General features: G+C 70.3%; 25 protein-coding genes. 7 read left to right on the forward strand and 18 right to left on the reverse strand.

The genetic code is table 11. The annotated features are described in order from the left end of the window. Nucleotides 1-66: 66 nt before the first annotated feature. From AB0J64_RS04205 to AB0J64_RS04260, 12 genes are all read right to left on the reverse strand, one after another. Nucleotides 67-531 carry a hypothetical protein gene (locus AB0J64_RS04205; protein ID WP_364020327.1) on the reverse strand — a complete coding sequence of 155 codons (465 nt, stop codon included), beginning with the start codon at nt 529-531 and terminating at the stop codon, nt 67-69. Nucleotides 532-594: 63 nt separating this feature from the next. Continuing rightward, nucleotides 595-999 carry a (deoxy)nucleoside triphosphate pyrophosphohydrolase gene (locus tag AB0J64_RS04210; protein WP_364020330.1) on the reverse strand — a complete coding sequence of 135 codons (405 nt, stop codon included), beginning with the start codon at nt 997-999 and terminating at the stop codon, nt 595-597. After that, nucleotides 996-2090: an NlpC/P60 family protein gene (locus AB0J64_RS04215; protein ID WP_364020333.1), complete on the reverse strand. Its 1095-nt coding sequence runs from the start codon at nt 2088-2090 to the stop codon at nt 996-998. Before AB0J64_RS04215 ends, AB0J64_RS04210 begins: the two co-directional genes overlap by 4 nt. Further along, complete coding sequence (locus AB0J64_RS04220; RefSeq protein WP_364020336.1) at nt 2087-2728, reverse strand: hypothetical protein; 642 nt, start codon at nt 2726-2728, stop codon at nt 2087-2089. The genes AB0J64_RS04215 and AB0J64_RS04220 overlap by 4 nt, the downstream gene beginning before the upstream one ends. A gap of 2 nt (nt 2729-2730) precedes the next feature. Beyond that, entirely contained in the window at nt 2731-4992 is a 2262-nt protein-coding gene (locus AB0J64_RS04225; protein ID WP_364020339.1) for a hypothetical protein, read from the reverse strand. Then, nucleotides 4989-7469 carry an ATP-binding protein gene (locus tag AB0J64_RS04230; protein WP_364020342.1) on the reverse strand — a complete coding sequence of 827 codons (2481 nt, stop codon included), beginning with the start codon at nt 7467-7469 and terminating at the stop codon, nt 4989-4991. Before AB0J64_RS04230 ends, AB0J64_RS04225 begins: the two co-directional genes overlap by 4 nt. A 47-nt stretch (nt 7470-7516) precedes the next feature. After that, nucleotides 7517-10438: a TcpE family conjugal transfer membrane protein gene (locus tag AB0J64_RS04235; RefSeq protein ID WP_364020345.1), complete on the reverse strand. Its 2922-nt coding sequence runs from the start codon at nt 10436-10438 to the stop codon at nt 7517-7519. A 25-nt stretch (nt 10439-10463) separates the two neighbouring features. Further along, entirely contained in the window at nt 10464-10709 is a 246-nt protein-coding gene (locus tag AB0J64_RS04240) for a hypothetical protein (RefSeq protein WP_344993050.1), read from the reverse strand. An 81-nt stretch (nt 10710-10790) separates the two neighbouring features. Next, nucleotides 10791-11510, reverse strand: a complete 720-nt coding sequence (locus AB0J64_RS04245; protein ID WP_364020348.1) for a conjugal transfer protein — start codon at nt 11508-11510, stop codon at nt 10791-10793. Nucleotides 11511-12131: 621 nt separating this feature from the next. Next, nucleotides 12132-12431 carry a hypothetical protein gene (locus AB0J64_RS04250; protein WP_364020351.1) on the reverse strand — a complete coding sequence of 100 codons (300 nt, stop codon included), beginning with the start codon at nt 12429-12431 and terminating at the stop codon, nt 12132-12134. A gap of 233 nt (nt 12432-12664) precedes the next feature. Beyond that, nucleotides 12665-13888: an exodeoxyribonuclease VII large subunit gene (gene xseA / locus AB0J64_RS04255; RefSeq protein ID WP_364020354.1), complete on the reverse strand. Its 1224-nt coding sequence runs from the start codon at nt 13886-13888 to the stop codon at nt 12665-12667. A 26-nt stretch (nt 13889-13914) separates the two neighbouring features. Continuing rightward, nucleotides 13915-15084, reverse strand: coding sequence for a hypothetical protein (locus AB0J64_RS04260; protein ID WP_364020357.1), 1170 nt, complete (start codon nt 15082-15084; stop codon nt 13915-13917). 100 nt (nt 15085-15184) lie between these two features. Between AB0J64_RS04260 and AB0J64_RS04265 the strand changes: the two genes are divergently transcribed. Continuing rightward, on the forward strand, nt 15185-16150 hold the full coding sequence (locus AB0J64_RS04265) for a 4-hydroxy-3-methylbut-2-enyl diphosphate reductase (protein ID WP_364020360.1): 966 nt from the start codon (nt 15185-15187) through the stop codon (nt 16148-16150). On the opposite strand, the gene AB0J64_RS04270 is transcribed toward AB0J64_RS04265, so the two are convergent. Both AB0J64_RS04270 and AB0J64_RS04275 read right to left on the reverse strand, forming a co-directional pair. Then, a complete protein-coding gene (locus AB0J64_RS04270; RefSeq protein ID WP_364020363.1) occupies nt 16147-16653 on the reverse strand; it encodes a DUF6542 domain-containing protein in 507 nt (168 codons plus the stop codon). The genes AB0J64_RS04265 and AB0J64_RS04270 overlap by 4 nt on opposite strands. Before the next feature lie 14 nt (nt 16654-16667). Continuing rightward, on the reverse strand, nt 16668-17924 hold the full coding sequence (locus AB0J64_RS04275; protein ID WP_364020365.1) for a DNA recombination protein RmuC: 1257 nt from the start codon (nt 17922-17924) through the stop codon (nt 16668-16670). Between the two features lie 79 nt (nt 17925-18003). Here AB0J64_RS04275 and ychF point away from each other — a divergent pair, with 79 nt between their 5' ends. After that, nucleotides 18004-19080 (forward strand): redox-regulated ATPase YchF, encoded by a 1077-nt coding sequence (gene ychF / locus AB0J64_RS04280; RefSeq protein WP_364020368.1) that lies wholly within the window; start codon nt 18004-18006, stop codon nt 19078-19080. A 74-nt stretch (nt 19081-19154) separates the two neighbouring features. Here the strand turns inward: ychF and glpX are convergent, their stop codons facing one another. After that, nucleotides 19155-20189 carry a class II fructose-bisphosphatase gene (glpX, locus tag AB0J64_RS04285; protein WP_364020372.1) on the reverse strand — a complete coding sequence of 345 codons (1035 nt, stop codon included), beginning with the start codon at nt 20187-20189 and terminating at the stop codon, nt 19155-19157. Nucleotides 20190-20422: 233 nt separating this feature from the next. On the opposite strand from glpX, the gene AB0J64_RS04290 reads away from it, so the two are divergent. Genes AB0J64_RS04290 through AB0J64_RS04300 form a run of 3 tightly spaced genes read left to right on the forward strand, consistent with a single transcriptional unit; the run spans nt 20423 to nt 21890 of the window. Next, nucleotides 20423-21031 carry a TetR/AcrR family transcriptional regulator gene (locus AB0J64_RS04290; RefSeq protein WP_364020374.1) on the forward strand — a complete coding sequence of 203 codons (609 nt, stop codon included), beginning with the start codon at nt 20423-20425 and terminating at the stop codon, nt 21029-21031. Nucleotides 21032-21042: 11 nt separating this feature from the next. Further along, complete coding sequence (locus AB0J64_RS04295; RefSeq protein WP_364020377.1) at nt 21043-21573, forward strand: DUF4245 domain-containing protein; 531 nt, start codon at nt 21043-21045, stop codon at nt 21571-21573. A 59-nt stretch (nt 21574-21632) separates the two neighbouring features. Next, entirely contained in the window at nt 21633-21890 is a 258-nt protein-coding gene (locus tag AB0J64_RS04300) for an exodeoxyribonuclease VII small subunit (protein ID WP_364020380.1), read from the forward strand. 48 nt (nt 21891-21938) lie between these two features. Here AB0J64_RS04300 and AB0J64_RS04305 read toward each other — a convergent pair whose 3' ends face one another. Then, nucleotides 21939-22352, reverse strand: a complete 414-nt coding sequence (locus tag AB0J64_RS04305) for a nitroreductase family deazaflavin-dependent oxidoreductase (RefSeq protein ID WP_364020383.1) — start codon at nt 22350-22352, stop codon at nt 21939-21941. 82 nt (nt 22353-22434) lie between these two features. Between AB0J64_RS04305 and AB0J64_RS04310 the strand changes: the two genes are divergently transcribed. Next, a complete protein-coding gene (locus tag AB0J64_RS04310; protein ID WP_364020386.1) occupies nt 22435-23049 on the forward strand; it encodes a TetR/AcrR family transcriptional regulator in 615 nt (204 codons plus the stop codon). A gap of 223 nt (nt 23050-23272) precedes the next feature. Here the strand turns inward: AB0J64_RS04310 and AB0J64_RS04315 are convergent, their stop codons facing one another. Beyond that, nucleotides 23273-23923: a DUF1707 domain-containing protein gene (locus tag AB0J64_RS04315; RefSeq protein WP_364020389.1), complete on the reverse strand. Its 651-nt coding sequence runs from the start codon at nt 23921-23923 to the stop codon at nt 23273-23275. Between the two features lie 54 nt (nt 23924-23977). Next, on the reverse strand, nt 23978-24529 hold the full coding sequence (locus AB0J64_RS04320; RefSeq protein WP_364020392.1) for a TetR/AcrR family transcriptional regulator: 552 nt from the start codon (nt 24527-24529) through the stop codon (nt 23978-23980). 74 nt (nt 24530-24603) lie between these two features. Here AB0J64_RS04320 and AB0J64_RS04325 point away from each other — a divergent pair, with 74 nt between their 5' ends. Further along, nucleotides 24604-25311, forward strand: a complete 708-nt coding sequence (locus tag AB0J64_RS04325) for an SDR family oxidoreductase (RefSeq protein WP_364020395.1) — start codon at nt 24604-24606, stop codon at nt 25309-25311. The last annotated feature ends 19 nt before the right edge of the window (nt 25312-25330 follow it).

Raw genomic sequence — 25330 nt, forward strand, 5'->3', positions numbered from 1 at the left:
GCAGTCCCAGAACCTTGGTCAAGGGAATACTAGTCTGGTCAAAGTAACAGTAAAGCCGGGATTAACCTACGTTTTTCGTTTTCGCCGTCTTTGTACCGTGCCAATCCACCACAGAGCACCCAGAAGTACCCCCATGCCTCCGGTGACGAACGACAGTTCCATCGCGCGGTCCGGCGAATCCGTCCGCCCGGCGGGCTGCCTCACCGGCTTCCGCGCCGCGACCGGCTCCCACGGCCACGGTGCCGCTCCCTCTGCCGCCCTCACGCTGCTGAGCGCGGGGCGCAGCGCGCCGGAACCGTGCCGCTTCACCTTCGTCTCTGCGGGCACCGCCCCGGCGCCGTGGGTGGGCCGTGCGTCCGCTGCGGCGATCCCGTTCACCCGCACGCGGAACCGCTCGACGTCACCCGTCCTCATCCACTTCCCCGGCTCGTCGACACCGTCGAGGACCAGCGGCAACCGGCTCACTGCCATGGGAACGGACGGCACCGCCAGGATCAGTGCCCCCGCGATGACCCAGCCACGCCGCATCACTCCACAACTCCCCCATCGCGACATGTCACCCGTAGTAGTCATTGTGTCACGCAAGGGCGCTTCCTAATCCCGCGAAAGCAGGAGATTTTCCACGGTCTTCATGACAGGCAGATCCGCGCCCAGCCACTCGACGGAGAAGTACTCGCCGGGCCCGAGCCACCGCAGCTCCAGGTGCTCCCGGGCCTCGGGCACGCCGGAGGCCAGCGAGCACAGCCAGACGCGCAGCACGTAGCCTTCGGAGAGCGGCCAGTCCCCGCCCACCCGCTCCCCCACGGCGATCTCCACGCCGAGCTCCTCGCGGCACTCCCGGACCAGCGCCTCCTCCTCGCTCTCGCCGGGATCGACCTTCCCGCCGGGAAACTCCCAGCCGCCCGCGAGCGCGACGGGCTCCGCGCGCTGGGCGGCGAGCACCCGTGCGCCCGGACCGACGATCACCGCGGCCACCACGACCGTGTCGAATTCGTTCACAAGGAAGGATTCTGCAGCTTCTTGAGCTGTTCGAGAACGTCGGGGTTCTGGAGGGGACGGGTGAAGCCCATGCGGTTGTCACGCGCCTGGTAGCTCGTCACCTTGATCGGCCCGCACAGCCGGCACCTGGCCTCCAGCATCTTGCCCTTCGACACGACCAGCCCCACATGGCCGGGGCGGTCGGGGCCCGTACCCGGCCCCGCGTTGAAGAACACCAGGTCCCCCGGCTGCTCCTGGCCCTCTAAGACCTTCACCCCGAACGGCCACTGCGTGAACGTCGTACGGGGGATCGACAGCCCCGCCGCCCGGTACGCGGCGTAGATCACGCCCGAGCAGTCGAAGGCGTCGGGCCCCGTCCCGCCCCAGAGGTACGGCTTGCCGCGCTGCGCGAGCGCGTACTCGATGATCTTGGCGACGATGCCGTTGGGTGCGGCCTCCACCAGCGGCTCGTCGCACTCCTTCGAGGCCTGCGGCGGCACCTTGAGCTCGCCCGACTTGGCGTACCTCTTGGCGATCTCCACGACCTGGTCGACGTACCACCAGGCCCGGTTGTAGACGAACAGCGCCTGCCGCACGTTCTCTGGCGCCCCGTTGCGCTTGAGCATCCTGGCCGCGCCCAGGATGGCGTCGGCCGGGTTGTAGATGTCGCCCACGCCGTCTCCGTCGCCGTCGGAGGCGTACCCGGTGAACTTCGACGACATCGGGACCCTGGCCTTGCCGCCCCACGTGGAGATCAGGAACTGCATCGGCCCGGCCGCGCCCGCGTAGTTCGTGCCGCTCTTGACGCCGGGCAGGTCGGAGCGGCCGTGGTCGGTCTCTCGCTTGCCGACGGCGGCCAGGATGTTCCACTGGACGCCGATCTTCTTGCCGTACTTCTTGTACAGGTCCAGATATTCGGAAGGGATGTCGGACGCGCCCGAGTCGGACACGTCCTCCACCTGCTTGCCGTCCTTGCAGTCGGGGGAGGTGCCGCCGTCGCCGAGGAACGACGGCATCGAGATCAGCAGCATCGGCGACACGATGACCGCCGCGAGCAGCAGCAGCCCGGCGGCGCCGATCAGGAGGGCGAGCCGGGCCCGTGAGAGCTTCACCCCGAGGTGTCCCCCTCCTCGTCGCCCTCCTGGCCCTCCTCGGAAGGCCGGATGTCGAAGATCCGCCAGTCGTCCACGAGCTGGCTCACCGTGACCGCGTACTCCTCCGTGAGCTGCTTGTCGCCGCTCTTCGCGGTGACCTGCCTGGTCGCCGTGACCACGAAGACGATGGAGGTCTGCTCGATCTGCCTGATCTCCTTCAGCCTGGCGGTGGCCTTGGAGACGATCTGGTCGTTGCGGTTCTGCTCGACCGTGCCGGCCGAGGTGACGGTCCTGGTCAGCTCGTTGCCGAGCTCAGGCGTCGTGAACACCTTCACGCGGGCCGCGTACGCCGCCGGGTCCTCGTCGTACCGGAAGGTGCCGTACGCGGCGGTGAACCGTTCGGCCAGGTCCGCCGCCGCGGCGAGCTGCTCCTTCTTCATCGGCAGGTACGAGTAGACGTCGAACGGCGCCCCGCTCGCGGTCGCCAGCGGCGTGTTCGGCGCGGGGGGCGCGCTCGCCACCCGGGCCGGCTCCTGCTTGGGCTCGGCCTGGTCGTCCCCCGAGTCCGGCCACATCGTCAGGTAGATGCCGACCGCGGCGATGACCACGACGATGGCGGCAAAAGCCACCCCACGCTTGTCACCTCGCTCCGCCATGTTCAGTCCCTGTCCTTGCTCGGCTTGAGCCAGAACGGCACGGAGGGGCTGTCACCCCCGGAGCCGCCACCGTTGCTGCTGCTGCGCAGCCAGAGCGGCGGGGCCTCGGAGGTGCGGGACGACGGCTCGTCGGACCCGAAGATCCGCGGGCCGGACGAGCCGCCGGACGCCCTCGGAGCGCCGCTCGGCCGCGACCCGCCGCCGGACCTCGAGCCACCGCCCGAGCCTCCAGAACCGGAGCCGCCGAACAGCCCGCCGCCGGACCCGCGCGAGCGCGTGCCGCCCGACCGGGAGCCGCCCGAGCCGCCGAACCGGGAGCCGCGCGAACCGCCGGACGAGCCGCCACGCGACCCCGACGACGAGCCGCCCCCGGACGCCCAGCCGCCGCCGGACCCTCCGCCGAACCAGCCGCCCGCCGAGCCGCCGGATCCGCCCGAGCCGCCGGACGCGGCCGCTCCGGCCGCGCCGGCCGCCCGAGGGCCGCCCGCCGCGGCACCGCGCGTGCGGGTGGGCGTGCCGCCCAGGTTGAGCGGCGGCGCCGTGCCCCTGCGCGGCTCCAGGGGCGCCCTGGCGCCCGCCTTGCCGCCCTGCTGGTCGGTGTCCAGCGGCGCCGCCGTGGCCGGGATCCTGGCGCCTGTGGTGACGCCCTCGCCCTCCTCGGCGCGTACGCGGGCCTGCCCCGCCGTGGCCGCGGCCGTCGCCGCCGCTCCCGCCGGGTTGGCCACGCCGGCCGCCCTGATGAGCGGCTCGGCCTTGCGCAGCCCCCAGCGGCCGATCCTGGCCGAGGCGACCGGCGGCAGCGCGCCTGCCGAACGCTCGAGCACGGACGAGCTCGCGGCCTCGCCGAGCATGCGGGTGGCGACCGTGTGGCCGCTCATGGAGGCGAACAGGTGCTGGAACGGCCTGCGGTAGAAGAACACCGCGATCGTCAGCAGGGCCATGAACAGCACCTGCATGCCCCATGGCATCGCCGTGGAGATGATCAGCGCGTAGCCGTACACCAGGACGCTGAGCACCAGCGTGAGCACGGCCTGCCTGAGCAGCGTGCCGACCAGCATCTCCACCCAGCGCATGGCCACGATCCGGCCGCTGCCAGGATGGACGCCGATCAGCAGGAACACGGGCCCGAGTATCAGCAGCAGCAGGAAGCCCACCTTCAGCACCAGCAGCGAGACCGCCACCAGGAAGATGAGCAGGCCGGCCACGATGGCCGCGATGAACGCGCCGACGGCCACGCCGAGCCTGTTGGACCAGTCGCGGCCGGAGAAGACGGTGTAGACGGGGTCGTTCTTCAGCTTCTCCGCCAGCGAGGCGTACTCCGACTGGCGGGCCCCCACGTCGGGCGCCGGCTGGCCGGCCACGGTCCGCGGGACCGACTGCATCTCCAGCACCTTGCGGCCCCAGTCGCGCACGATGGGCTGCTGCGGGTCGGCGGTGCCGAACAGGCCCACCAGCCACGGCTTGCAGACCAGCGTGGACCACAGCGCGTCGGCGTTCTGGTCGACGCCCGGCGTGCCGGTCTGGCCGTACCCGCCCGCCTTGAGCTGCGGGGTGGCCTCGCCGGGCGGCGGCAGGCACGAGGCGCCGCCCGCGCCGGGCAGACCGGAGAAGGCCGAGTTGACGACCTCGCCGGTCTTGTCGGTCACGACCTTGCCGAGGCCGGTGAAGTCGCCGGGACGGCTGAAGAACCACACCGCCACGGTGACCGCGAGCACCATCCAGATCACGCCCTCGGCGGTCGTGGTGGCCCGCTTGCGGATCAGCCCGTACCAGGCCAGCCAGATCGCCCCGATGATCACGATCGGCTGGAGGAACTTCCAGTACATGGCGTCGGCGAGGTTCGTGACGATGTCGTCGACGACGTCCTTGATCGCCTGGAGCGGTCCCTCGGTCGACGCGGCCTGGTACGTGGTGATCGTCAGCCGGTCGACGGCCTTGGCCGCGGTGAAGATGCCGTTGGCCCACATGTTGCCGAGCACGGCGACGTAGTCGGAGCAGCTCAGGTCGTGGGTGTGCCAGAACTGGCCGCTCATGCCGAACTGGGAGTAGTTGGTGACCGCGGTCTGCGTCCCGCCCTGGGGGGCCGGCGCCTGGATCAGACCGTCCAGGCCGCCCCCGACCATCTCGGGGTTGAGCGGGCCCGACAGGTCACAGGGCGCCGCGGCGGCCGGGGTGGACAGGCCGCCCACGACGATCGGCATCACGAGGATGCCGGTGACGAGCGCGAGAGCCAGCGCGAGGCGTCGCGATAGCCGGATCTTCATGACCGTACCTCCTGCGCTCTGCCCACGCCCCCTTGAAGATCATCATGCCCGGCGCCGTCGGGTTTGTCGTGTGTCGGGTTCGTGTCGAGCCAACGGAGAAGTTCCTCGGAGATCAGGTCTACTCCGATCCGCCCGGCCCTGCCATCCAGATCGCGGAAAATGCATTCCCCGTTGCCGAGCGAGCGGAGCACGGCCTTGTGCTCCTCCGACGGCTCCACACCGAGCAGCGACATGACGTGGTCCACCTCGACCCGTTCGGTGGACCTGAACGCGAAGACGGATGACAGGCAGTTGGTCACCTGCTCGTTCAGCAGGTCTCCCGCGTTCTGCGAGACCAGCACCAGAGCGGTGTTGCGGGAGCGGCCCATCCGGCTGACCTCGGGCACCAGCTTGGCGCCCTCGGGCGTGGAGGTGATCGCCCACGCCTCGTCCAGGAAGATGGCCTTGGGGGCGCGCCGGTCGAGGCCGTTCATCAGCCTGCGCGCGAACTGGGAGACCAGGTAGAGCAGCGCCACCGACAGCCGCTGCTCGTAGGAGTAGTCGTCCCTGGTCGTGGCCACGTCGGGCAGCGTGAGGCCGCCCAGCGTGAACACGGTCGTCCACCCCTCGCTGTCGATCTGGTCGCCGCCGGAGGGGTCGAAGCAGAGCCTGGCCAGGTGCATCTCCGACATGGAGCGCAGCACGGCGCCCAGGTTCTTCGAGGCGGGGTCGTCGGCCTGCTCCAGGAAGTCGACGACCTTGCCGAGCGAGGGGTCGGGGCCGTTGGAGACCGCGGCCACCGCCTGGATCATCGCCGACTCGCGCTCCTCCGACATGCGCGGCAGCAGCAGCCGCAGCGTCTCGGTGGCCATGGTCTTCTTCGCCGCGATGTCGTCGCCGAACGAGAACGGGTCGAGCAGCCCCGGCGCCGCCGACCCCAGCGGGATGACGCGGGCCTTGCGGCCCCGCTTCTCCAGCAGCCGGATCAGCGACTCCGCGTCGCCCTTCGGGTCGATCACCGCGACCGTCACGCCCCTGAGCGCCATCTGGTAGATCATCAGCAGCGCGAGCGTGGTCTTGCCGCCACCGGGCTCACCGGTGATCGCGATGGCCGTCGGCCGGTTGCGCGTGGCCGCGACCAGCGGGTCGAAGTGCACGATGCTGCGGGCCCTGCCGACGGTCTCGCCGATGTACGGGCCGAGCCAGCCTTCGTTGCCGCCGTCGTCGAGCCGGTCACCGAGATCGACCGTGGCGGTGGCCATGCCGCCCGCGATCGTGCGCAGCGGCTGCCGCTGGGCGTAGGCGTTGACGCGCACCTTCTCGCCCGGCAGCGACTCGGCGAACAGCGAGAACTGGTCGCCCGTCGAGTTGACCACGTCGATGCCCATGTCGCGGTAGTGCTCGACGACCGCCTCCACGCGCTGCACGCAGATGTCCTCGGTGGGGGCCGACACGATCAGGCGGTGCCAGCCGTACACGAAGGGCAGGCGTTCCTTGGTGATGCCGTGCTCCAGCAGACGGGCCGCGTCGATCTGCTCGGCGAGCGCGAGCGGCGCCTCGGCACCGGCCTCGCGGATGTGGTGGTCCATGTCGCGGGCGTGCGCGAGCTTGCGCGCCACGTCCTTGGACGCCTTGACCGGCGGGATGAGCCGCATCCGCGACGAGATCTCCACGGGGAACGGGAGCTGGTCGGCGAAGTGCATCCACGGCTCGCCGTCGGGGAACGGCATGAGGTCGGGGAAGCGCGCGAACGACAGGTAGGCCACGTACGAGTCGCCCTGCGGCTGCACGATGCGCAGCAGCGACCTGCCGTTGTGGATCTCCCCCTCCACGAGGGACTCGATCTCGCCCCTGCCCCAGCGTCGCTTCGGGCTGGCGCTCGGCGGCGGGTCGCCCAGCGCGCCCGCGGCCGCGTGCTGGAACAGCCACGCCACCTCGACGGAGGTGGCGTGCCTGGCGTAGAGGGCGCTGGATGCGAGTGCTCTGCCGAGGCGTTCGGCTGATTCGGTCCACCGCCCGATCTCGCTGTCGGGTACGTGGTCGTCCTCCATGCCGAGCGCCTTCTCGGTCTTCTGGTAGAGGCCGAAGATCTGGGCGAGCGCTCCGGCGCCGAGCTGCTTGCCGCGCGGGCCGAGCCGTACGCCGAGGTAGACCTCCTTGGACCAGAAGTCCTTCGCCCAGACGTGCCGGTACATCTCCTCCAGGTAGTCGCGCCAGCCGGGCCCCTCGTCGGACGTGGCGTTGAGCGCCATGGCCCACTCCGCGGCGGGGTACGTGCGGTGCGCGATCCTCAGGTGGACCTCCGCGTCGGGCATCCTGATCGCGGCCAGCGCGATCGTGATGTTGGTGGCCAGCGCCTCGCGCTCATCCGGGGTGACGAACTCGTAGCTGACCGTCGGGAGGCGGAAGTACGCCCATGCGCTGGTGTCCGTGAGCAGGATGCGGTCGTCGAAATAGCGGACCGCGAGGCGCTGGTGCGCTCGTGACGCCCTGCTCATGCCGCCCCCTCGGCGCATGAACGGGCACTACCTGCTCGCTTGTTCACTTATCGCTCACCGATTCTCGTGCCCGGGGGGTCACTCGCCATCTCCTCTTCGCTCGGACGGACGGTCTGTGCCTGTGCCTTTGCCGCGAAGCCTGCGACCACGACGCCGGCGAGGGCGAGGTAGGCCCGCCTGCCGGCCGCGCGCAACTGCCCGGGATCGACGACCTCCGCGCCGTCGGGCGCCAGACCGTCCTCCCAGGGGACCCTGACGATGGCCCGGCACCTGCCCCTGGCCACCGACTCCGCCTGCTCGACGTCGGCCATCGAGCGCCTGCTCACGCCGTTGACCACCATGACCGCGCGCCTGCGCAGGTCCGCGCAGCCGTGCCCGTCGAGCCACTCGTACGTCATCGCCACCGCCTCGGACGCCTCCTCGCTCGCGGGGACCACCAGCACGAGCTGGTCCGCGTACGGCAGGACCCGCGCGGCCAGCGCCGGGGCCGGGTCGATGACGGCGAGCTTGTAGTGGCGGTCGAGCAGGCGCATGGACTCGCCCAGCCGGTGGTCGGAGAAGAACGACCGGTCCGCCAGCCGCTGCTCGGCGCCCGCGTCGGTGTCCGCGCTGATCACCTCGAGCCCCGAGGCGGTCCTCGTCGTGTACCCGCGCATGGTGAGGTAGCCGCTGACGCGGTCGAGCCCGGACAGCAGCGAGGTGAGGGTTTCGGGCGTCTCCGGCTGGATCTTGCTGGTCAGGGTGCTACCGCCGGTGTTGGCGTCGACCGCCACCACCCTGTCGTCGCGATATCTGGCGAAGGTGTGGCCGAGCATGAGCGCCGTCGTGCTCTGGCCCGCGCCGCCGGTGCAGCCCAGGACGACGATCCTGCGGCTGCCGCTGAACACGCCCCTGGCCCTGGCCTCGTCGATCTCCGAACCGTCGGTCCGCACCCCGCCGCCGCCGACGACCACCTGAGCGATCCGCCGCCATCCGCCGGAGTCACGTCCCACCACGGACTCGACCCGCCGTACCCGGCCCTCCCCCGGCCTGGGCACCGGCACGGGCGCCACGAGCCCACCGGCCCCCTCACGAGCCGCCGCACCCTGGCCGTTGCCGCCACGGGCCGCCGGGTCCACGCGCTCGCCGGGGACAGCCCGTTCCACGCGCTCACCAGGGGCAGTCGGCTCCACGCGCTCGCGGCGTGTCGCGGGTGCGTCCGGCCGCCCACCACTCGAACCACGCTCCGGCACGTCAGCGCCGCCCTCGGCGGCTTCCCGCGTGTCGTCACCCGCCTTCTCGGAGGTCCTCTGAACGCCCGCCCCCGCCGGCTCGGCCGTCCCCTGGGCATCCGCCTCACGTACCGGCTCGGCGCTCCTTTGGGTGTCCGCGTCGTTGGGCATCGCGGCGATCACCTGGGGGATGCCGCTCTTCGGCGGCTCCGCGCCGCCCGTTGTGCCCGAGGTGCCGGCCGTCGCCTCTGATGCGGTGCTCGGCTCCGTCGGGTCCTGCGTGGCGGGCGAGTCGGGGTCGGTCTCCGTTCGGGTGTGCTTGGGGGCGGCGGGGCGGGGCAGCGGCTTGGCGTTGGGATCGAGCGGCGGCCAGACACGCTCCGTGCCCGGCAGCACCAGCGCCGGGCCCAGCCGGGGCGGCTGCCCCTTCCTGTGCTGGTCCCGCGCGACCTCGTCCTCGCGGCGCTCTCCCTCCGGACGTCCCGCCGTGTCGGCAGCCACCGTGTCGGCAGCCACCGTGTCGGCAGCCACCGTGTCGGCAGCCACCGTGTCGGCAGCCACCGTGTCGGCAGGAGGTGCGTCGGCACTCGCCGCGAGCTTCCTCAGCCGTCGCAGCGCCTCGGTGTCGATGGGCTTGCCGGTGGCGGGCTTGTGACTCTCCCCGGTGCTGAGCGGCCCGACGGCAGGCTCCTGCGCCGCGACGTCACCGCGAGCAGCGGGCGCGGCCCCCCGCATGCCACCACGCTCCCGAGCGGCCGCCTCGTCCTTTCCGCCACGCTGCCGGGCGGCATCCTCTCCCCTTCCGGCACGCTCTCGTACGGCGGCGGCCTCTCCAGCGCCGCCACGTTCCCGGTCGGCACCGTCCGTCGTGCCAACCCGCTCCCGGGCGGCACCGTCCGTCGCACCGCCACGCTCCCGGGCGGCACCATCCGTCGTGCCCACCCGCTCACGTGGGGCAGCACTCGTCGTGCCGCCACGCTCCCGGGGGGCGACACCCGTCGTACCGCCGCGCTCCAGAGCGACAGCCTCCGTCGGCGAGGCTTCGTGGGCCGCGACCAGCGGCGCCTCCTGGCGGCGTCCAGGACCGCCTGGAAGGGCCTCCTGGCGCTGCAACCCACCTGCCTTGGACCTTGACGGCGGGGCCGGGGCCGCCTGGCGTGACGACGCCTTGAGGGCGGGCGCCGTGCCGCGGCGGGTGCCCCAGCGGCCGGTGGTCGGCTCCGCCACGGGAGCCTGGGAGGCGGCGGCCGCCGCGGCGGCGACCGCCGGGCGTACCTGGCGGGGACCGATGATCCGCTGGCCGTCGCGCCGCCGCTGCGGTTGGCGGGCCTTGCGGGGCGCCTTCGACTTGGCCCTGGCGGGCAGGGTGCGCCAGACGCGGGCGGAGAACGTGACCGTCTCGGGCTCGGACATGGGCGCGAGGCGGTACCACGCCTTCGGCTGGCTCAGGTAGCGGAGCTGGGACTCGAGGAGCTCGGTGAGCCGCTTGCCCTCGATGACGGGACGGGTGGACAACCACGTCACGATGCCCGGCGGCACGAGGAACAGCACGTGCCAGGGCATCTCCACCGGCACGCCCACCAGGACCAGCAGGAGCGACCACGGGACGAACACCCCGACGAACACGCCGATCCAGACGATCGGGAGCGGCATCGGCAGCCGCAGGTCGTACAGCTTGTAGAGCCGTTTCTCGATCCGCCAGATGTTCGTATATGTGGGCAGGTCCACGCCGGTCCTCCTCTCCACCCGCTCGTTCATGACCGCCAGGGAGCGGTCTCAACCCTCACTTGATGCCCAGTGCGCCGGCGATCGCCTTCGCCGTCACCTCGATGATGTTGGGAACGTAGAAGATCACTCCGATGGCCACAGCCAATATCAGGAACTGCACGAATCGCGTGATCTCGCGGGTGAAGAGGAAGAAGAGTGCGACCACGGAGACGACGACGAGGAACAACGGGGCGAAGAACCCGCGCAGGAAGTTGGCGAGCCCTCCGGTGTCCAGGCCGGTAGGCGTCGGCGTCGGCGACATCTCGATCAAGGTGAGCACTACGGTCTTCAAGGTCACTTCTTGTCCTCCCGGGGGGTATCGATCAGCAGCGCGGCCGTGCCTCTATCCAACGACCCGACCGGCGCCGCGGATGTCGGCGACGAACCACTTGTCGCCCTGCTTCTCGACGGTCAGGCGGTAGGCCATCTCCAGCGTGCCCCCCACGGCCGCCGGGTCGGTGGCATCGGGGGTCGGGGGCGTCTCGTTGTTCGGCACGACCCACACCACGACCGCCTGGATCTCTCGTGTGGCACCCCCCACAGGCACCACGACCTTCTTCAGCTCTTTGAACGTGAACGTGCCGCCGAAGCTCGGCAGAGTCTTGCCGGAGGCGACATAGCGCTGCAGACCGGCGGTGTTGCCGAGGGCGTAGTCGGTGAAGAAGCCCTTCAGTTGCTCCTTGAGCTCGCTCGCGGTCGCCTCGTCGGTCTCCGGCGCGGCCAGTTGGGGCACGTCGGCCGGGCCCGGGGCGGGCAGGACCGCGGGACGCCCGACGACGGCGAACCTGCCGCCGGCGTCATCGCCCGCGTAGTAGACCGGGACGGACAGCATCAGCCTGCGCGGGCCTGACTGGAAGGCCACGCTCACCACCGCGTTGTGGGCGTCGCTCGCCTCGATGTCGTACGCCTGGATGGCGACGGCCGAGAGCTTGCCGTAACCGTCCCATCCCATTTGCGGGTCCATGCCCTCGGCCAGGAACGCGGCGAGCTTACGCGACCTGCTGGCCGCGTCTTCCGGGCTGAAATTGAGATAGACCCCGGCGAACTGGGCGGCGAAAGCCATACCCCGGTCGGCGGGAAAACCATGGTGAGCAGGCGCAACGGCATTAGGGGTCGATGTCCCTTGCTGGGTAAATCGCTCAAATGGGGCACGAACCCCATTCACTACGATAACCACAATAAGCGCCCAGAGAACGATGCGGCCGACCCACACCAGCCACCGTCCGCCGCCGCCCGACCAGCCACCGCGCCGCGGCCTGCGGGCCGGCGGCTCGTCGTAGTCAGCTGTGTCAAGGCGCGCGGAAAGCCCGGGGTCGCCAGCGATCCGAGGATCGTGCTGGACGGTAGACCTACGAGCCATCACGCCTCCGCTCGCGCCGATCCCCCCGGCTGGCGCGGTGTCGTCCGTTGCCGATCCCCATCATCCGCGGTGAAGTAGTCACCCTATCCGGTCTCCGCCATTGTTCCAGGAAAGCCACGCCCATGCTGCGGCATGACCGACCTGACGGCAAACCGGACCGGACGGCAGGCGTCATTGCCGATTCCTGTCATCTCCTGGGTGAATAGCCTTTTGACCAGGGCAGACGCCTGAAATCGCATAGCGCGACAGTCACGGATTCCTGTCCAACAGGCATGGACTCTCGCGACCTGCGGATTTGGTATGGATCGCGGCGACCCCGGGCCGTCAGGCGGGCTCCGGGTCCTGCGTGGGCCTCGGCTGCCGCCTGCTGTGCAGGTCCACGACCGTCGGCTGCACCGCCCGCTCCAGGGAGCCGCGCAGGTCGGCCAGCATCTCCGCGGCATCGCCTTCACGTATGCGCGTCGCCATCTCGTTGCGCTCGTCGACCTTCCTGCGGAGGTACGCCTCGCGGTTGACGCGCAGGCCGTACATGAGCTCGACCCTGATCAGGGCCAGCTCCTCCTCGAGACTGATGCCCGCGAGCGTGGGCGCGGGGCGTCGTTTCCGGATGATGCGACGGATCATTGAGGGCCTCCCGAGTCAGCGTGAACGCCGTGACGATTCGACGCGCGGGGGCCCAAAGTGGTTGACGCATCAGTTTTCCCGGCATCAGACGCCTATCGACTCCCGACGTCAGACGCCTGAGGGGGCTGCACCGCCGTCCACGCGGCAACTTAGCGTAACCAATGACTGCGCTGAGTGATTGCGCCGACGACACGCGGCAACTGGCCGGGCAGGACGGCGTCTGGGACGACGGTTCACGCGTCTTCGGGTGGGCCGGAGTCCTCGGCGCGTACGGTCAGCCGGTCGTCGCTCAGGCGGATCGTCAGCAACGAACCTGGAGAGACGTCCTTGGCGAGGCGCACCACCTCTCCCGACGGGTGCTGGACGATGGCGTAGCCGCGCTCCAGCGTGGCCGCCGGGGACAGCGCGACCAGGCGGGCACGCAGGTGGGTGAGGTCGTCGGAGGCCCGGTCGAGCGAGCCGGACAGCGAGCGCCTGGCCCGGTCGCGCAGCGACTCCGCCTGCTCGGCCCGGCGCTCCAGCTCGCGCACCGGGTCGGCCAGCGAGGGCCGCGAGCGCAGCGAGGTGAGCCAGGACATCTCCCGGTCGAGCCAGCCGCTCATCACCCTGCGGCCTCGGTCGCGGAGCTGGCGCACCAGTGTGAGCTGCTCTCCGACGTCGGGCACGACCTTCTTGGCCGCGTCCGTGGGGGTGGAGGCCCGCACGTCGGCCACCAGGTCGAGCAGCGGGCTGTCCTGCTCATGGCCGATCGCGCTGACGACGGGGGTGCGGCAGGCGGCCACCGAGCGTACGAGCGTCTCGTCGGAGAACGGCAGGAGATCCTCCAGGGAGCCGCCGCCGCGGGCGATGACGATCACGTCGACCGAGGAGTCGGCGTCGAGCTTGCGCAGCGCCTCGGTCACCTCGCCCACCGCGTAAGGGCCCTGGACGGCCACCTCCTCGACCTTGAAGCGCACGGCGGGCCAGCGCCTGCGGGAGTTCTCCAGCACGTCGCGCTCGGCCGCGGAGTCGCGGCCGCAGATGAGCCCGATCGTGCCGGGCAGGAACGGCAGCCGCCGCTTCCTGTCGGCGTTGAACAGCCCCTCGGTCGCCAGGAGCTGCCTGAGCCGCTCCAGCCTGGCCAGCAGCTCGCCCACGCCGACCGGGCGGATCTCCAGAGCGGTGAAGGCGAACGAGCCTCTGTTGACCCAGAAGTCGGGCTTGACCTGCATCACGACCCTGGCGCCGTCGGCCGGCCTCGGCACGGCGGCCTCATAGACGCCGCGCGGGGTGGTGACCTTGGCCGACACGTTGGCGACCGGGTCGCGCAGCGTCATGAACACCGTGCCGCCACGCGCGCTGAGGTCGGTGATCTGGCCCTCGACCCAGACCGTGCCGAGTCTGCCGATCCAGCCGCCCACCATCTGAAGGACCGTACGGATCGGCAGGGGAGACTCGGGTGAGGTCTTATCGGTCATGGCCGAAGACTACGGGGTAAGGGCGACTACTCCCCGGCCTGCAGCTTCGCCAGGCGGTTCTCGAACATCTTGATCACCTCGGGCCGCGCCTTCGTGGCGTTCTCGAAGGCGAGGAAGTCGCCGATCTGCTCGGCGGTCTTGCCCCGCATCCTGGCGCGCAGGGACGCGACGGTCATCTCGGAGTAGCCGGGCAGCGGCTCGGCCAGGTCCGCGGAGGCGGAGGTGGTGGCGGAGGCGGCAGCGGCCAGCGCGCCGGCGGGCTCGGGCGCGGCTTCGGGCTCGGGCGCGGCGGCGGGCTCCTCGGCCGGCTTCTTGGCCGCGGCGGGCTTCTTGGCGGCGGGCTTCTTGGCCGCGGCGGGCTTCCTGGCCGGGGCCTTGCGGGTGGGCTTCGGCTTCGCCTCGGGAGTCTCCTCCACGACGGCGGCCTCCGCCTCGACCTCGGCAGACTCCTCCGCGGCGGCGGGCTTTTCGGCGGCGGGCTTCTCGGCGACGACGGGCTCGGCGACCGTGGCGGCGGGGGCGACCTCGGGCTCGGCGGCGGCCTCCTCCACGACGGTGGCCGCGGACTCGGCAGCGGCCTTGGGCTCGACCACGGACTCGGCGGCCTTGGGCTCAGCCGCGGGCTCCTCCGTGACCGCGGGCTCAGTGGCAGCCTTGGGCTCCGCAGCGGCCTTCGGCTCCGCAGCGGCCTTCGGCTCGGCGGCGGCCTTGGGCTCCTCCGCGACCGCCTGCTTGGTGGCGGCCTTGGGCTCCGCGACCGGCTCCTCCTCGACCGCGGGCTTGGTGGCGGCGGCGGTCTCGGTGTTGGCGGTGGCCGCGGACTCGGACTTGCCGGCCGGGGTGAAGATGACCGGGTCGGGCTTGGTCTTGGCGGCGCCGTTGGGCTCGGCCGCGCCCGGGCGCGGCGCGAAGATCACCGGCTCCTTGCGCGCGGGCTTGTCCTCTTCCGCCGCCGGAGCCGCGGCCACCTGGTCGGCGGCCGAGGGGCGCGAGTCGTACGACTCCTCCTCGCGCTCCTCCTTGCTGCCCAGGTTCTTGATGGAGTTCTTCACCCGGTCGACGACCAGCAGCGCCTGGCCGGCCGCACTGAGCGTGGTCTGGATGACGAGCAGCGGAAGGTCCTTGGCCTTCTCCTTGAGCTCGTCCTTGTTGGTGACGGTCTTGGCGATGTTGCGTATCACGTCGCTGAGGGACATGACGTCTCCCTGGGAGGTCAGTATTGGACGGCTAGTCTGGCAAAACGCGGGCAAGCACGCACGCGCAGGCCTGATCGCCGCTCCACGTAGCATAGAAAGTATGGAGCCCCAGACCTCTACTTCCCGCCGAGTACTCGTAGCCAAGCCCCGCGGCTACTGTGCCGGAGTCGATCGAGCCGTGGTAGCGGTCGAGAAGGCTTTGGAGCAGTATGGTGCGCCGATCTACGTACGTAAGCAGATCGTCCACAACACCCACGTGGTCAAGACACTCGAGGCCAGAGGCGCGATCTTCGTCGACGAGACCGAGGAGGTCCCCGAGGGCGAGATCGTGGTGTTCTCCGCCCATGGCGTGTCCCCGGCCGTGCACGAGGAGGCCCGGCAGCGCGGGCTGCGCACCGTCGACGCCACCTGCCCGCTGGTCACCAAGGTGCACAACGAGGCGAGGCGGTTCGCCGGCCAGGACTACGACATCCTCCTGATCGGGCACGAGGGCCACGAGGAGGTCGAGGGCACCTCGGGCGAGGCCCCTGACCACATCCAGCTCGTGGACGGGCTCGACGCGGTCGACAAGGTGCAGGTGAAGGACCCGAGCAAGCTGGTGTGGCTGTCGCAGACCACGCTGTCGGTCGACGAGACCACCGAGACGGTGGCCCGGCTCAAGGAGCGCTTCCCCACGCTGCTCGACCCGCCGAGCGACGACATCTGTTACGCCACGCAGAACCGGCAGGTGGCGGTCAAGGAGATCGCCGCCGAGGCGCAGCTCGTCATCGTTGTCGGCTCCGAGAACTCGTCAAACTCCAAGCGCCTGGTCGAGGTGGCCAAGGACTACGGCGCGGAGGCCTCGTACCTGGTCGACAACGCCACGTTCATCCGCGACGAGTGGCTCGAAGGGGTCACCACGGTCGGCGTCACCAGCGGCGCCTCCGTCCCGGAGGAGCTGGTCGAGGAGGTGCTGGCGCGGCTGGCCCAGCACGGGTTCGGCGACGTGACGGAGGTCGAGTCGGTGCAGGAGAGCATGCGCTTCGCCCTGCCTCACGAGCTGCGCAAGGACCTGCGGGTGTCCTAGTCGTCCCCGCGCGGAGTCCCGTACACCTTGGGCTCGAAGTAGCCCTCCGGTTCGGGCACGAACGTCTGACGCGGGCGCGGCTCCTCCGCGCCCGCCTTCAGCTCTTCCCGCAGCTCGCGTACGTTGTCGCGCAGCCCGCGCCGCCAGGCGACGCCCAGCACGATCGCCGAGCCCGCGAACAGCCACGGCGCGCCGCTGGTCAGTGACGTGTAGAGGCCGAGCGCCAGCGACTGCACGATCGACACCGAGCCGAACGCCCGCCCGAGCTCGACGAAGAGCGTGGCGCAGAAGAACACCAGCGGCGGCGTCACCACCAGCGACAGCAGCTCGCGCCGGTTGACCATGAGCGCGCCGAACAGGCTCGACAGCACGAAAGCCGCGCCCACGATCTGCTGGATGTCGAACAGCGCCGCCAGCACATAGCCCGCCAGGGTGACGACCAGGGCGAGCGCGATGGCGCCGCGAGCGGTCAGCCTGACCGCGGAACGCCTCTTCTCACCCAATGCCCCACCCCCATTTATTGCGACCCGTTGGCCAACTTACCGTTCGAGTGGGAAAGCAGATGCGAGGTTTCGAGCAGTTCCGGGGATGACAGGGGTCTGGGCAGGCCATCGAGCATGTCCGGCGAGTCGAGATCGCCGTCCACAACGCCCAGATCGTGCAGCTTGCGCGCGGTGACCAAGACGCGGCTTTCGAGCGATCCGACCGATTTGTTGTACGCCTCCACGGCCCGCGTCAGTGCCCTGCCGAGCGAGTCGACGTTCCTGCCCAGGGATGACAGCCGCTCGTACAGCTCCTTGCCCAGCTCGAACACCGCCCGCGCGTTCTCGCTCAGCGCGGCCTGCTGCCAGGCGTAGTGCGCGGTGCGCAGCATCGTGATCAGCGTCGTCGGCGTGGCGATGTGGACCCGCCGCATCATGGCGTACTCGAGCAGCGCGGGATCACGCTCGAGTGCGGGGGCCAGGAACGCCTCGCCCGGGATGAACAGCACCACGAACTCCGGCGACGGGTTGAACCCCTGCCAGTAGGACTTGGCCGCCAGCCGGTCGATGTGCTCGCGCACGTGCCTGGCGTGGGCGTCGAGCCTGACGGAGGCCAGGGACTCGTCGGACGCCTCAGCGGCCTCCAGATAGGCCGCCAGCGAGACTTTGGAGTCGACCACGATGTTCTTGCCCCCGGCGAGCCTGACGACCATGTCGGGGCGCATGGAGCCCTCGGTGACCTGCTCCTCGAAGTCGCAGTGGTGCTGCATGCCGGCGATCTCGGCGACCCGGCGCAGCTGGAGCTCGCCCCACCTGCCGCGTGCCTCCGGCCGCTGCAGGGCCCTGACGAGGGCGGTGGTCTGGGAGCGCAGCTGCTCGTTACTCTGCCGTACGAACTCCATCTGCTTGGCCAGCTCGGCACGGGCCGCACGCTGGCCCGACTCGGTGTCGCGAAGCTGCGACTCGACCCGCGCCAGCGCGTCCTTCAGCGGCTCCACCAGGTGCTCGACGGCCTGCCTGCGCTGCTCCAGGTCGCCCGTGGCCTCGGCGCGGCTGGCCGCCAGCCTGGTCTCGGCCAGCTCGAGGAACCGGACGTTGTTGACGTCGAGGGCGCGCGTGGACAGGGCCTGGAAGCGCTCGGCGAGCTGCTCCTCGACGTAGACGAGCTTGTCGGCGGCCGCCTTGGCCCGCGCGTCGGCCTCCGCCACCCGCACCGCCGCTCTCGTCCTGGCCACCAGGAACCCGATGACGAGTCCGGCGGCCAGACCTGCGAGAAGGGAGACGATGTCCACCCGGCCGATGATGGCAGGACTCCGGCGCGCCGTTCCCGCCCGACACGCCCGTTACGCTGAGCACGTAAACTTGGGCTTCGTGAGTCTCTCCATCGGTATCGTCGGTCTGCCCAACGTCGGCAAGTCCACGCTCTTCAACGCGCTGACGAAGTCCGGCAACGCGCTCGCCGCGAACTACCCGTTCGCCACCATCGAGCCGAACGTGGGCATCGTGGGCGTGCCCGACGACCGCCTGCCCAAGCTGGCCGAGATCTTCGACTCGGCCCGCGTCCTGCCGGCCAAGGTCGAGTTCGTCGACGTGGCGGGCCTGGTCAAGGGGGCTTCCGAGGGGCAGGGCAGAGGCAACCAGTTCCTCGCCAACATCCGCGAGACCGACGCGATCTGCCAGGTCGTCCGCGTCTTCAACGACCCCGACGTCACGCACGTGGACGGCGACATCTCGCCCAAGCGCGACATCGAGACCATCAACACCGAGTTGATCATGGCCGACCTGCAGACGGTCGAGAAGGCCGTCCCGCGCCTGCAGAAGGAGGCGCGCAACAACAAGGACAAGAAGGTCGCGCTCGAGGCCGCGGAGGCCGCCCTGCGGGTGCTGGAGACCGGCAAGACCATCTTCGAGAGCGGCCTCGACCGCGAGGAGCTGCGCGAGCTGCACCTGCTGACGGCCAAGCCGTTCCTGTACGTGTTCAACCTCGACGCCGACGAGCTGACCGACACCGCGCTCAGGGAGCAGCTGTCGACGCTGGTCGCCCCGGCCGAGGCGGTCTTCATGGACGCCAAGATCGAGTCGGAGCTGGTCGAGCTCGACGAGGAGGAGGCGCTGGAGCTGCTCCAGTCCGTCGGCCAGGAGGAGTCGGGGCTGCGGCAGCTCGCCAGGATCGGCTTCGACACCCTCGGCCTGCAGACGTACCTCACGGCCGGGCCGAAGGAGAGCAGGGCCTGGACGATCCGCAAGGGCGCCACCGCGCCCGAGGCGGCCGGCGTGATCCACACCGACTTCCAGCGCGGCTTCATCAAGGCCGAGGTCGTCTCCTTCGACGACCTGGTCGAGCTCGGCTCCATCGCCAACGCCCGCTCTGCGGGCAAGGCCCGGGTCGAGGGCAAGGACTACGTCATGCAGGACGGCGACGTGGTGGAGTTCCGCTTCAACGTCTGAGCGAGACGCGGACACTCAGGTCAGAGGCTGGTTCAGCCTCTGACCCTCCGCAGGGGTCGTGGGCCGCCGGACGCTCAGCCTGCGGTGTCGAAGTTGATCGCGCTGTACGCGCGCAGCTTCCACAGCTGGTGCTCGCTCTGGATCTTGCGGATCGTTCCCGACCGGCCGCGCATCACCAGCGACTCGGTCACCGCCGAGCCCGCGCGGAACCGTACGCCCTGCATGAGCTCCCCGTGCGTGATGCCGGTCGCCGCGAAGAACACGTCGTCGGACCTGACCAGGTCGTTCGTGGTGAGCACCTGGTTGAGGTCGTGCCCGGCGTCCAGGGCCTTGCGGCGCTCGGCGTCGTCGCGCGGCCAGAGCTTGCCCTGGATCACGCCGCCCAGGCACTTGAGCGCGCACGCGGCCACGATGCCCTCCGGCGTGCCGCCGATGCCCAGCATCAGGTCGATGCCGGTGCCCGTACGGGCCGCCATGATCGCGCCGGCCACGTCGCCGTCGGTGATGAACTTGATCCGCGCGCCCGTCTCCCTGATCTCCTTGACCAGCCGCTCGTGCCTGGGCCGGTCGAGCACGACCACGGTCACGTCGGAGGACGAGCAGTGCTTGGCCCTGGCGACCGCGTTGATGTTCGCGGAGACGGGGGCCTCGATGTCGACCACGTCGGCCGCCTCTGGACCGGTGACCAGCTTCTCCATGTAGAACACGGCCGACGGGTCGTACATCGAGCCGCGCTCGCTCACCGCGATCACCGACACCGCGTCGGGCATGCCCAGCGCGGTCAGTCTGGTGCCGTCGATGGGGTCCACGGCCACGTCGCAGTCGGGGCCGCTGCCGTCGCCCACCTGCTCGCCGTTGAAGAGCATCGGGGCATGGTCCTTCTCGCCCTCGCCGATGACCACCACGCCGTTCATGGAGACCGTGTTGATCAGCTGGCGCATGGCGTTCACCGCCGCGCCGTCGGCGCCGTTCTTGTCGCCCCTGCCGACCCACCTGGCCGCCGCCATCGCCGCCGCCTCCGTGACGCGGACAAGCTCCAGCGCCAGGTTCCTGTCAGGGGCGTGCTCACCCGTGGCGAGCGCGGGCGGTACGGATGTCTGATCGGACATGATGAGCATCCTCCTTGTGGGAAATCTACGTCGATCGTAGTTGCCCCTCTATTCCCGCCCAGAGGCGGATAATCTGCCCGGACACGGGTGGGTTCGTGCCAGGGGACGGCCTCGGTAAGCTGCGAGTGGATTGCCCTGTCATATCAGGGAACGGATTTTGCGCCATACCGTGTGCACGTGAAGGATCTTGCCTCCACCATGGAGCATGGCGCCCTGCCATGGAGGAGATCTGAATGAGCGATGTGGAGAACATGGCCGTCCAGCCACGCACGTCCGAGCGGGGCGCGGCCACGCGTAGCTCGCTGCTCACCGCCGCCAGGGAGGTCTTCGTCTCCAAGGGGTTCGCCGAGGCGGGTGTGACCGACGTGGTGGCGAGGGCCGACGCCAGCGTGGGCAGCCTGTATCACCACTTCTCCGGCAAGGCCGATCTCTACCTCACGTTGTTCGAGGAGTTCCAGGTCAAGCAGTCGCAGCGGACCAAGCAGGCCGTCCGTGCGGCCCGGGCCACCGGCGAGACCGACCCGATGCGCGTGTTCATCAGCGCCGCCCGCGCCTATCTCGACGGGTGCCTGGAGGACCGCGAGCTGGCCGACCTGTTCCTGCGCGGCGACGGGCCGCCCGGCTTCGACGTCGTCATGCGCGACAGGCTGCGCAAGTGGGCGCAGCTCAACGCGGCGCTGTTCGAGGACGAGAGCGCGCTGGTCGTGGTGGTCACGGGCGCGTTGGCCGCGGCCGTGTCCGAGGTGGTGCGTACGGGCGACCGCGCTCTGGCCGAGGAGGTGCTCGCCATCATCGGCCAGATCCGCCCGGCCACTTCGGCGAGCGCCCCCACCAGCGGGTAACCTCGCCAGTTGTGCGACGGTTCACCCAAGGTTTCTACGGCTACGCGGTAGCTCTGTTCGTCTGCCTCGCGGCGGCCGGACTGTTCCTGCTGGTCACTCCGCAGAGCCGGGAGGAGCACATCCCACGGCTCGATTACTCGATCACCGTCGCCAACTTCGGCCACTCGGTGCCGTACGGCGTGTATGCCCCGCAGAAGGACCCGGCGGGCTGGGTGCCCAACAGCAACAAGATCGCCAAGGGCGAGAACGGCGCGCAGGTCCTCTACCTCGGCTACGCCACCGCCAAGCGCCAGCACGCGATGTTCGTGCAGAGCAACGAGCAGCCGGCGGCCGGGTTCGCCAGCCGTATGGCCAACTCCGACAAGGCGGTCGGCACGCAGCAGGTCGGCGACATGACGTGGGAGCAGCGCTTCCGCCAGGACAAGAACCAGCGCTCGCTGGTCCGCGTCCTGCCCGAGGTGACCCTCGTGATCACCGGTACGGCCGACTGGCCCGAGCTGGCCGAGCTGGCGTCCGCCCTGCGGCAGCGCCCCAAGGGCTGAGCGCGTTTCACGTACGCGCCGGTCTGCGGATGTCGGCCGGCGCGTCTAGGGTGGTGCCCGTGGCAGCAGACGCGAAGGCACCTTCAGACGAGCAGACACCCTCATACGAGCAGGCGCGCGAGGAGCTGACCGAGGTGGTGCGCCGGCTGGAGACCGGCGGGCTCACCCTGGAGCAGTCCATCGAGCTGTGGGAGCGCGGCGAGAAGCTGGCGGCGGTCTGCGAGGAATGGCTCCAGGGGGCCAGGGTCAAGCTCGCCGCCGCCATGGCGCGCCGCTCCGAGCCCACAGCGGGCAACTCCAACGACACGCCGTTCTGACGGTCACCGCCTTCTCCACGAGCCCCGCCGGACGAACCCCTCTTGAGGTCAGGCGGCCGCGCGGTAGAGCGCTATCACGGGGATGAGGCGGCTCGTCTTGGTCTCGTACTCGCGGAAGCCCGGCCACTTCTCCGCCATCCGCGCATAGAGCTCGTCACGCTCGGCGCCCTCCACGACCACGGCCTTGACCTCGAACGTCTCCGTCCCCAGCTCCGCCGTCGCCTCGGGCGTGGCGCGCAGGTTGTGATACCAGGCGGGGTGATGGTCCCGGCCGGCGTTCGAGGCGATGACGATGTAGCGGTCGCCGTCGGCCAGATACATCATCGGCGTGGTCGACGGGTTGCCGCTCTTGGCCCCTGTGGTCGTGAGCAGCACCAGGGGAGCCCCCTCGAACATGCCGCCGACCCGCCCCTCGTTGGCGCGGAACTCGTCGATGATCTGCTGGTTGAACTCGTTGGGCATTTCGACTCCCGGTTAATCGGAGGTTCCTCCGCTTCGGAGCTTAACCGGAGAGCACTCCGGTTTCCAGCGGTATGCTCCATCCGTGTGCGGACGTCGATTGCTGCCCGTCGTCGGGCAACCCCAGCCGGAGCGGGCCGACGCCGCGCGGAACCGGCAGAAGATCATTGAGGTCGCGTCCCGGATGCTCGCCGAGCGCGGCGCCGACGAGCTCTCGCTCGACGAGGTGGCCAGGGTCGCGGGCGTCGGCGTCGGCACCGTCTACCGCCGCTTCGGCGACCAGGCAGGACTCCTCTACGCGCTGCTCGACGAGCGGGAGCGGCGCTTCCAGGCCGCCTTCCTGTCCGGGCCGCCGCCGCTCGGCCCCGGCGCCCCCGCCGCCGACCGGATCGAGGCGTTCCTGTACGCGCTGGTCGACCGCATCGTGGCGCAGCAGGGGCTCTACATGCTGCTGGAGAAGGGCGGCGGCACGAAGAGGTTCGCCGGGCCGTACCAGGTGCACCACCTCCACCTGGCCACCCTGATCGCCCAGGTCTGCCCGCGCGCCACCGCCCCCTACCTGGCCGACGCCCTCCTGGCACCGGTCAGCGCCTGCCTGATTGCGTTCCAGCAGGAGGAGCGCGGCATGACCGTCGACGACATCAAGACCGGACTGGCCTCGCTGACCACGGCCGTCATACGCGGCCACGCGCAGGGGTAGCAAACTCGCCCGTGCACGTCAGGCCGTGAGCATGTCACTGTGGGTACGAGGCCCACTCACGCCAGGCGAGGAGGAACGTCGAAATGATCCCAGGCTGCGGCAACTGTAACTGTGGCGACGTGCTTCACGAAGGGACCCCATCGCACTGGACGGCGCTGCACATCGAGTAGCCCCAGCAGATCAGCCCGCCGTCACCGTGGTCACGGCGGGCTGACCTGTCCGGTCAGCGGCGGCGCTTGCGGCGGGGTGGTTCCTTGACCTTGATGTCGCCCACGAAGTTCGTCGTGCGCACCTCGACGACCGGCGCGCCGGGGTCGGTCGGCTGCTTGGTCAGGCGGACCGTCTTGCCCTTGGCGACCCGGATCACCTCGAGCCCCTCCGGCACGTGGATCTCCAGCCCGCCGAAGACGAGGGTGGCGTTGATGATGATCTGCCGGTTCTGCAGGATCGCGTCGCGGAAGTCCAGCTTGGTGGTGCCGAACATGGCCGTCACCTCCAGCTCGGCCGGCACGACCCAGCGCCCTCCGCGCTGCTCCTGCTTGAAGATGGCCGACACGGGGCGGCCGTCCAGGTTGAGCGGCTGCTGGTCGGCGGGCAGCAGGTCGGTGGTGAGCTCGGCCAGTTGGCCGAGCGTGCGCGCGGAGTAGAGGACGCCCAGCCGCTCCTCCAGCTCGTCGAGGGTGAGCCGGCCGTCGGCGTGCGCGTCCTGGAGCACCTGGGCGATGCGCTCGCGGTCGGCGTCGGACGCGCGGAGCTCGTGCGGCGGCGGTACGTCGTCAGCCGCATGTGGTCGCCGGGCCGCCACGAACTCCTCAGCCAGCCGCTCTCCGACTTCCTGCAGCTTCGGCAACCACGATCCCGCGCGTTCGTTCACACATCCGACGATAACCGGCGCCCGCGAGAATCGCTCGCGCCGAACGGACCCGCATCACCGGATTCGCGCCAGAAGTCCGGCAATCTCCTCCGCCAACTCCACGTTCACCTCGGCGTGGCGGTTGAGCAGCCGGTACCACATCGCGCCGAACACGAGGTCGACGGCCAGCTCCAGATCCACGTCATCCGGTACGGCGCCGCGTGCCAGCACCGAGCGCAGGGCGGTGCGGCGCGGCTCGATGAGCTTCGCCCGCAGCTCGGCGGCCAGGGCGGGATCGGACTGCGCGTCGGCCATCAGCCCCACGACCACCTGCCCCGCGACCCCCTGCGCCAGTGTGAACGTCTGCTCCAGGAACATCACGAGATCGGCCCCCGCGTCCCCCGTGTCCGGCGGATCGGGAAGCTCCTCGGCCAGGACGTCGGTCAGGCTCTCGAGCAGGACCTGCGCCTTGGTCTGCCACCAGCGGTAGACCGTCTGCCTGCCACTGCCCGCCGCCTCGGCGATGCCCTTCATGGTGACGCTCTGGTATCCGTCGCGGGCGCACAGGTCGAGCGCCGCCCGGAGGATCGCTCTCCTGGCCGCTTCGCTGCGTGGTCTGCCAACCATGCCGCTCACTTTACAAGACACGATGCCTCGTTTATATTCGAGGCATGATGTCTCGTATTGAGAGGGATGCAGAGATGCGCGTAGTGATCGTCGGCGGCACGTCCGGCATCGGCCTGGGGACGGCGGCCCGGCTGGCCGCGGGCGGCGCCGAGGTGTTCGTCACGGGCCGCTCGGAAGAGCGCCTCGAGGCGGCGTTGAAGCAGCTCGGCGACCAGGCGAGCGGAGAGGTCATCGACGCCCGCGACAGCGGCGCGATGAAGGCGCTGTTCGAGAGGCTCGGCACCGTCGACCATGTGATCATCACCGTGACGGGCCGCGGCGGTGCCGGGCCGCTGAGCTCGCTGACCGGCGACGCGATCACCGGCGCGGTGCAGAACAAGCTGGTCCCCCACCTGCTGACCGCACAGGCCGCGCTCGCCGCGCTGAGCCCCGGCGGCTCGATCACCTTCGTGACGGCGGCGTCCGCGGGCGCGGCTCTCGCCGGAGTCTCCGTCCTGGCGGCGGTGAACGGGGCGATCGAGGCCGCGGTGCCCGGCCTCGCGGTCGAACTGGCGCCCATCAGGGTGAACGCGGTCTCCCCCGGCGTGATCGACACCGACTGGTGGTCGGGGCTGGGGGACGAGGCGCGGGCCGCGTTCCTGGCGGGCACCGCCGCCAGTCTGCCGGTCGGACGCGTCGGCACGCCCGAGGACGTGGCCGTCACGATCGAGTACGTGGTGCGCAACTCGTTCGTGACCGGGACCGTGCTGACCGTGGACGGAGGCGGGAGACTGAAGGCCTGAGGACGATCCTGATCACCGG

Origin of the sequence: Nonomuraea sp. NPDC049695, assembly GCF_040674955.1 — a bacterium.
Taxonomy (GTDB): domain Bacteria; phylum Actinomycetota; class Actinomycetes; order Streptosporangiales; family Streptosporangiaceae; genus Nonomuraea; species Nonomuraea helvata.

Excerpts from the sequence above, each read along its gene's own strand:
- AB0J64_RS04220 (WP_364020336.1), bottom strand. The coding sequence starts at position 2,728 with ATGGCGGAGCGAGGTGACAAGCGTGGGGTGGCTTTTGCCGCCATCGTC.
- AB0J64_RS04225 (WP_364020339.1), bottom strand. The coding sequence starts at position 4,992 with ATGAAGATCCGGCTATCGCGACGCCTCGCGCTGGCTCTCGCGCTCGTC.
- AB0J64_RS04230 (WP_364020342.1), bottom strand. The coding sequence starts at position 7,469 with ATGAGCAGGGCGTCACGAGCGCACCAGCGCCTCGCGGTCCGCTATTTC.
- AB0J64_RS04235 (WP_364020345.1), bottom strand. The coding sequence starts at position 10,438 with ATGAACGAGCGGGTGGAGAGGAGGACCGGCGTGGACCTGCCCACATAT.
- AB0J64_RS04240 (WP_344993050.1), bottom strand. The coding sequence starts at position 10,709 with ATGTCGCCGACGCCGACGCCTACCGGCCTGGACACCGGAGGGCTCGCC.
- AB0J64_RS04245 (WP_364020348.1), bottom strand. The coding sequence starts at position 11,510 with ATGGCTTTCGCCGCCCAGTTCGCCGGGGTCTATCTCAATTTCAGCCCG.
- AB0J64_RS04250 (WP_364020351.1), bottom strand. The coding sequence starts at position 12,431 with ATGATCCGTCGCATCATCCGGAAACGACGCCCCGCGCCCACGCTCGCG.
- xseA (WP_364020354.1), bottom strand. The coding sequence starts at position 13,888 with ATGACCGATAAGACCTCACCCGAGTCTCCCCTGCCGATCCGTACGGTC.
- AB0J64_RS04260 (WP_364020357.1), bottom strand. The coding sequence starts at position 15,084 with ATGTCCCTCAGCGACGTGATACGCAACATCGCCAAGACCGTCACCAAC.
- AB0J64_RS04265 (WP_364020360.1), top strand. The coding sequence starts at position 15,185 with ATGGAGCCCCAGACCTCTACTTCCCGCCGAGTACTCGTAGCCAAGCCC.
- glpX (WP_364020372.1), bottom strand. The coding sequence starts at position 20,189 with ATGTCCGATCAGACATCCGTACCGCCCGCGCTCGCCACGGGTGAGCAC.
- AB0J64_RS04290 (WP_364020374.1), top strand. The coding sequence starts at position 20,423 with ATGAGCGATGTGGAGAACATGGCCGTCCAGCCACGCACGTCCGAGCGG.
- AB0J64_RS04305 (WP_364020383.1), bottom strand. The coding sequence starts at position 22,352 with ATGCCCAACGAGTTCAACCAGCAGATCATCGACGAGTTCCGCGCCAAC.
- AB0J64_RS04320 (WP_364020392.1), bottom strand. The coding sequence starts at position 24,529 with ATGGTTGGCAGACCACGCAGCGAAGCGGCCAGGAGAGCGATCCTCCGG.
- AB0J64_RS04325 (WP_364020395.1), top strand. The coding sequence starts at position 24,604 with ATGCGCGTAGTGATCGTCGGCGGCACGTCCGGCATCGGCCTGGGGACG.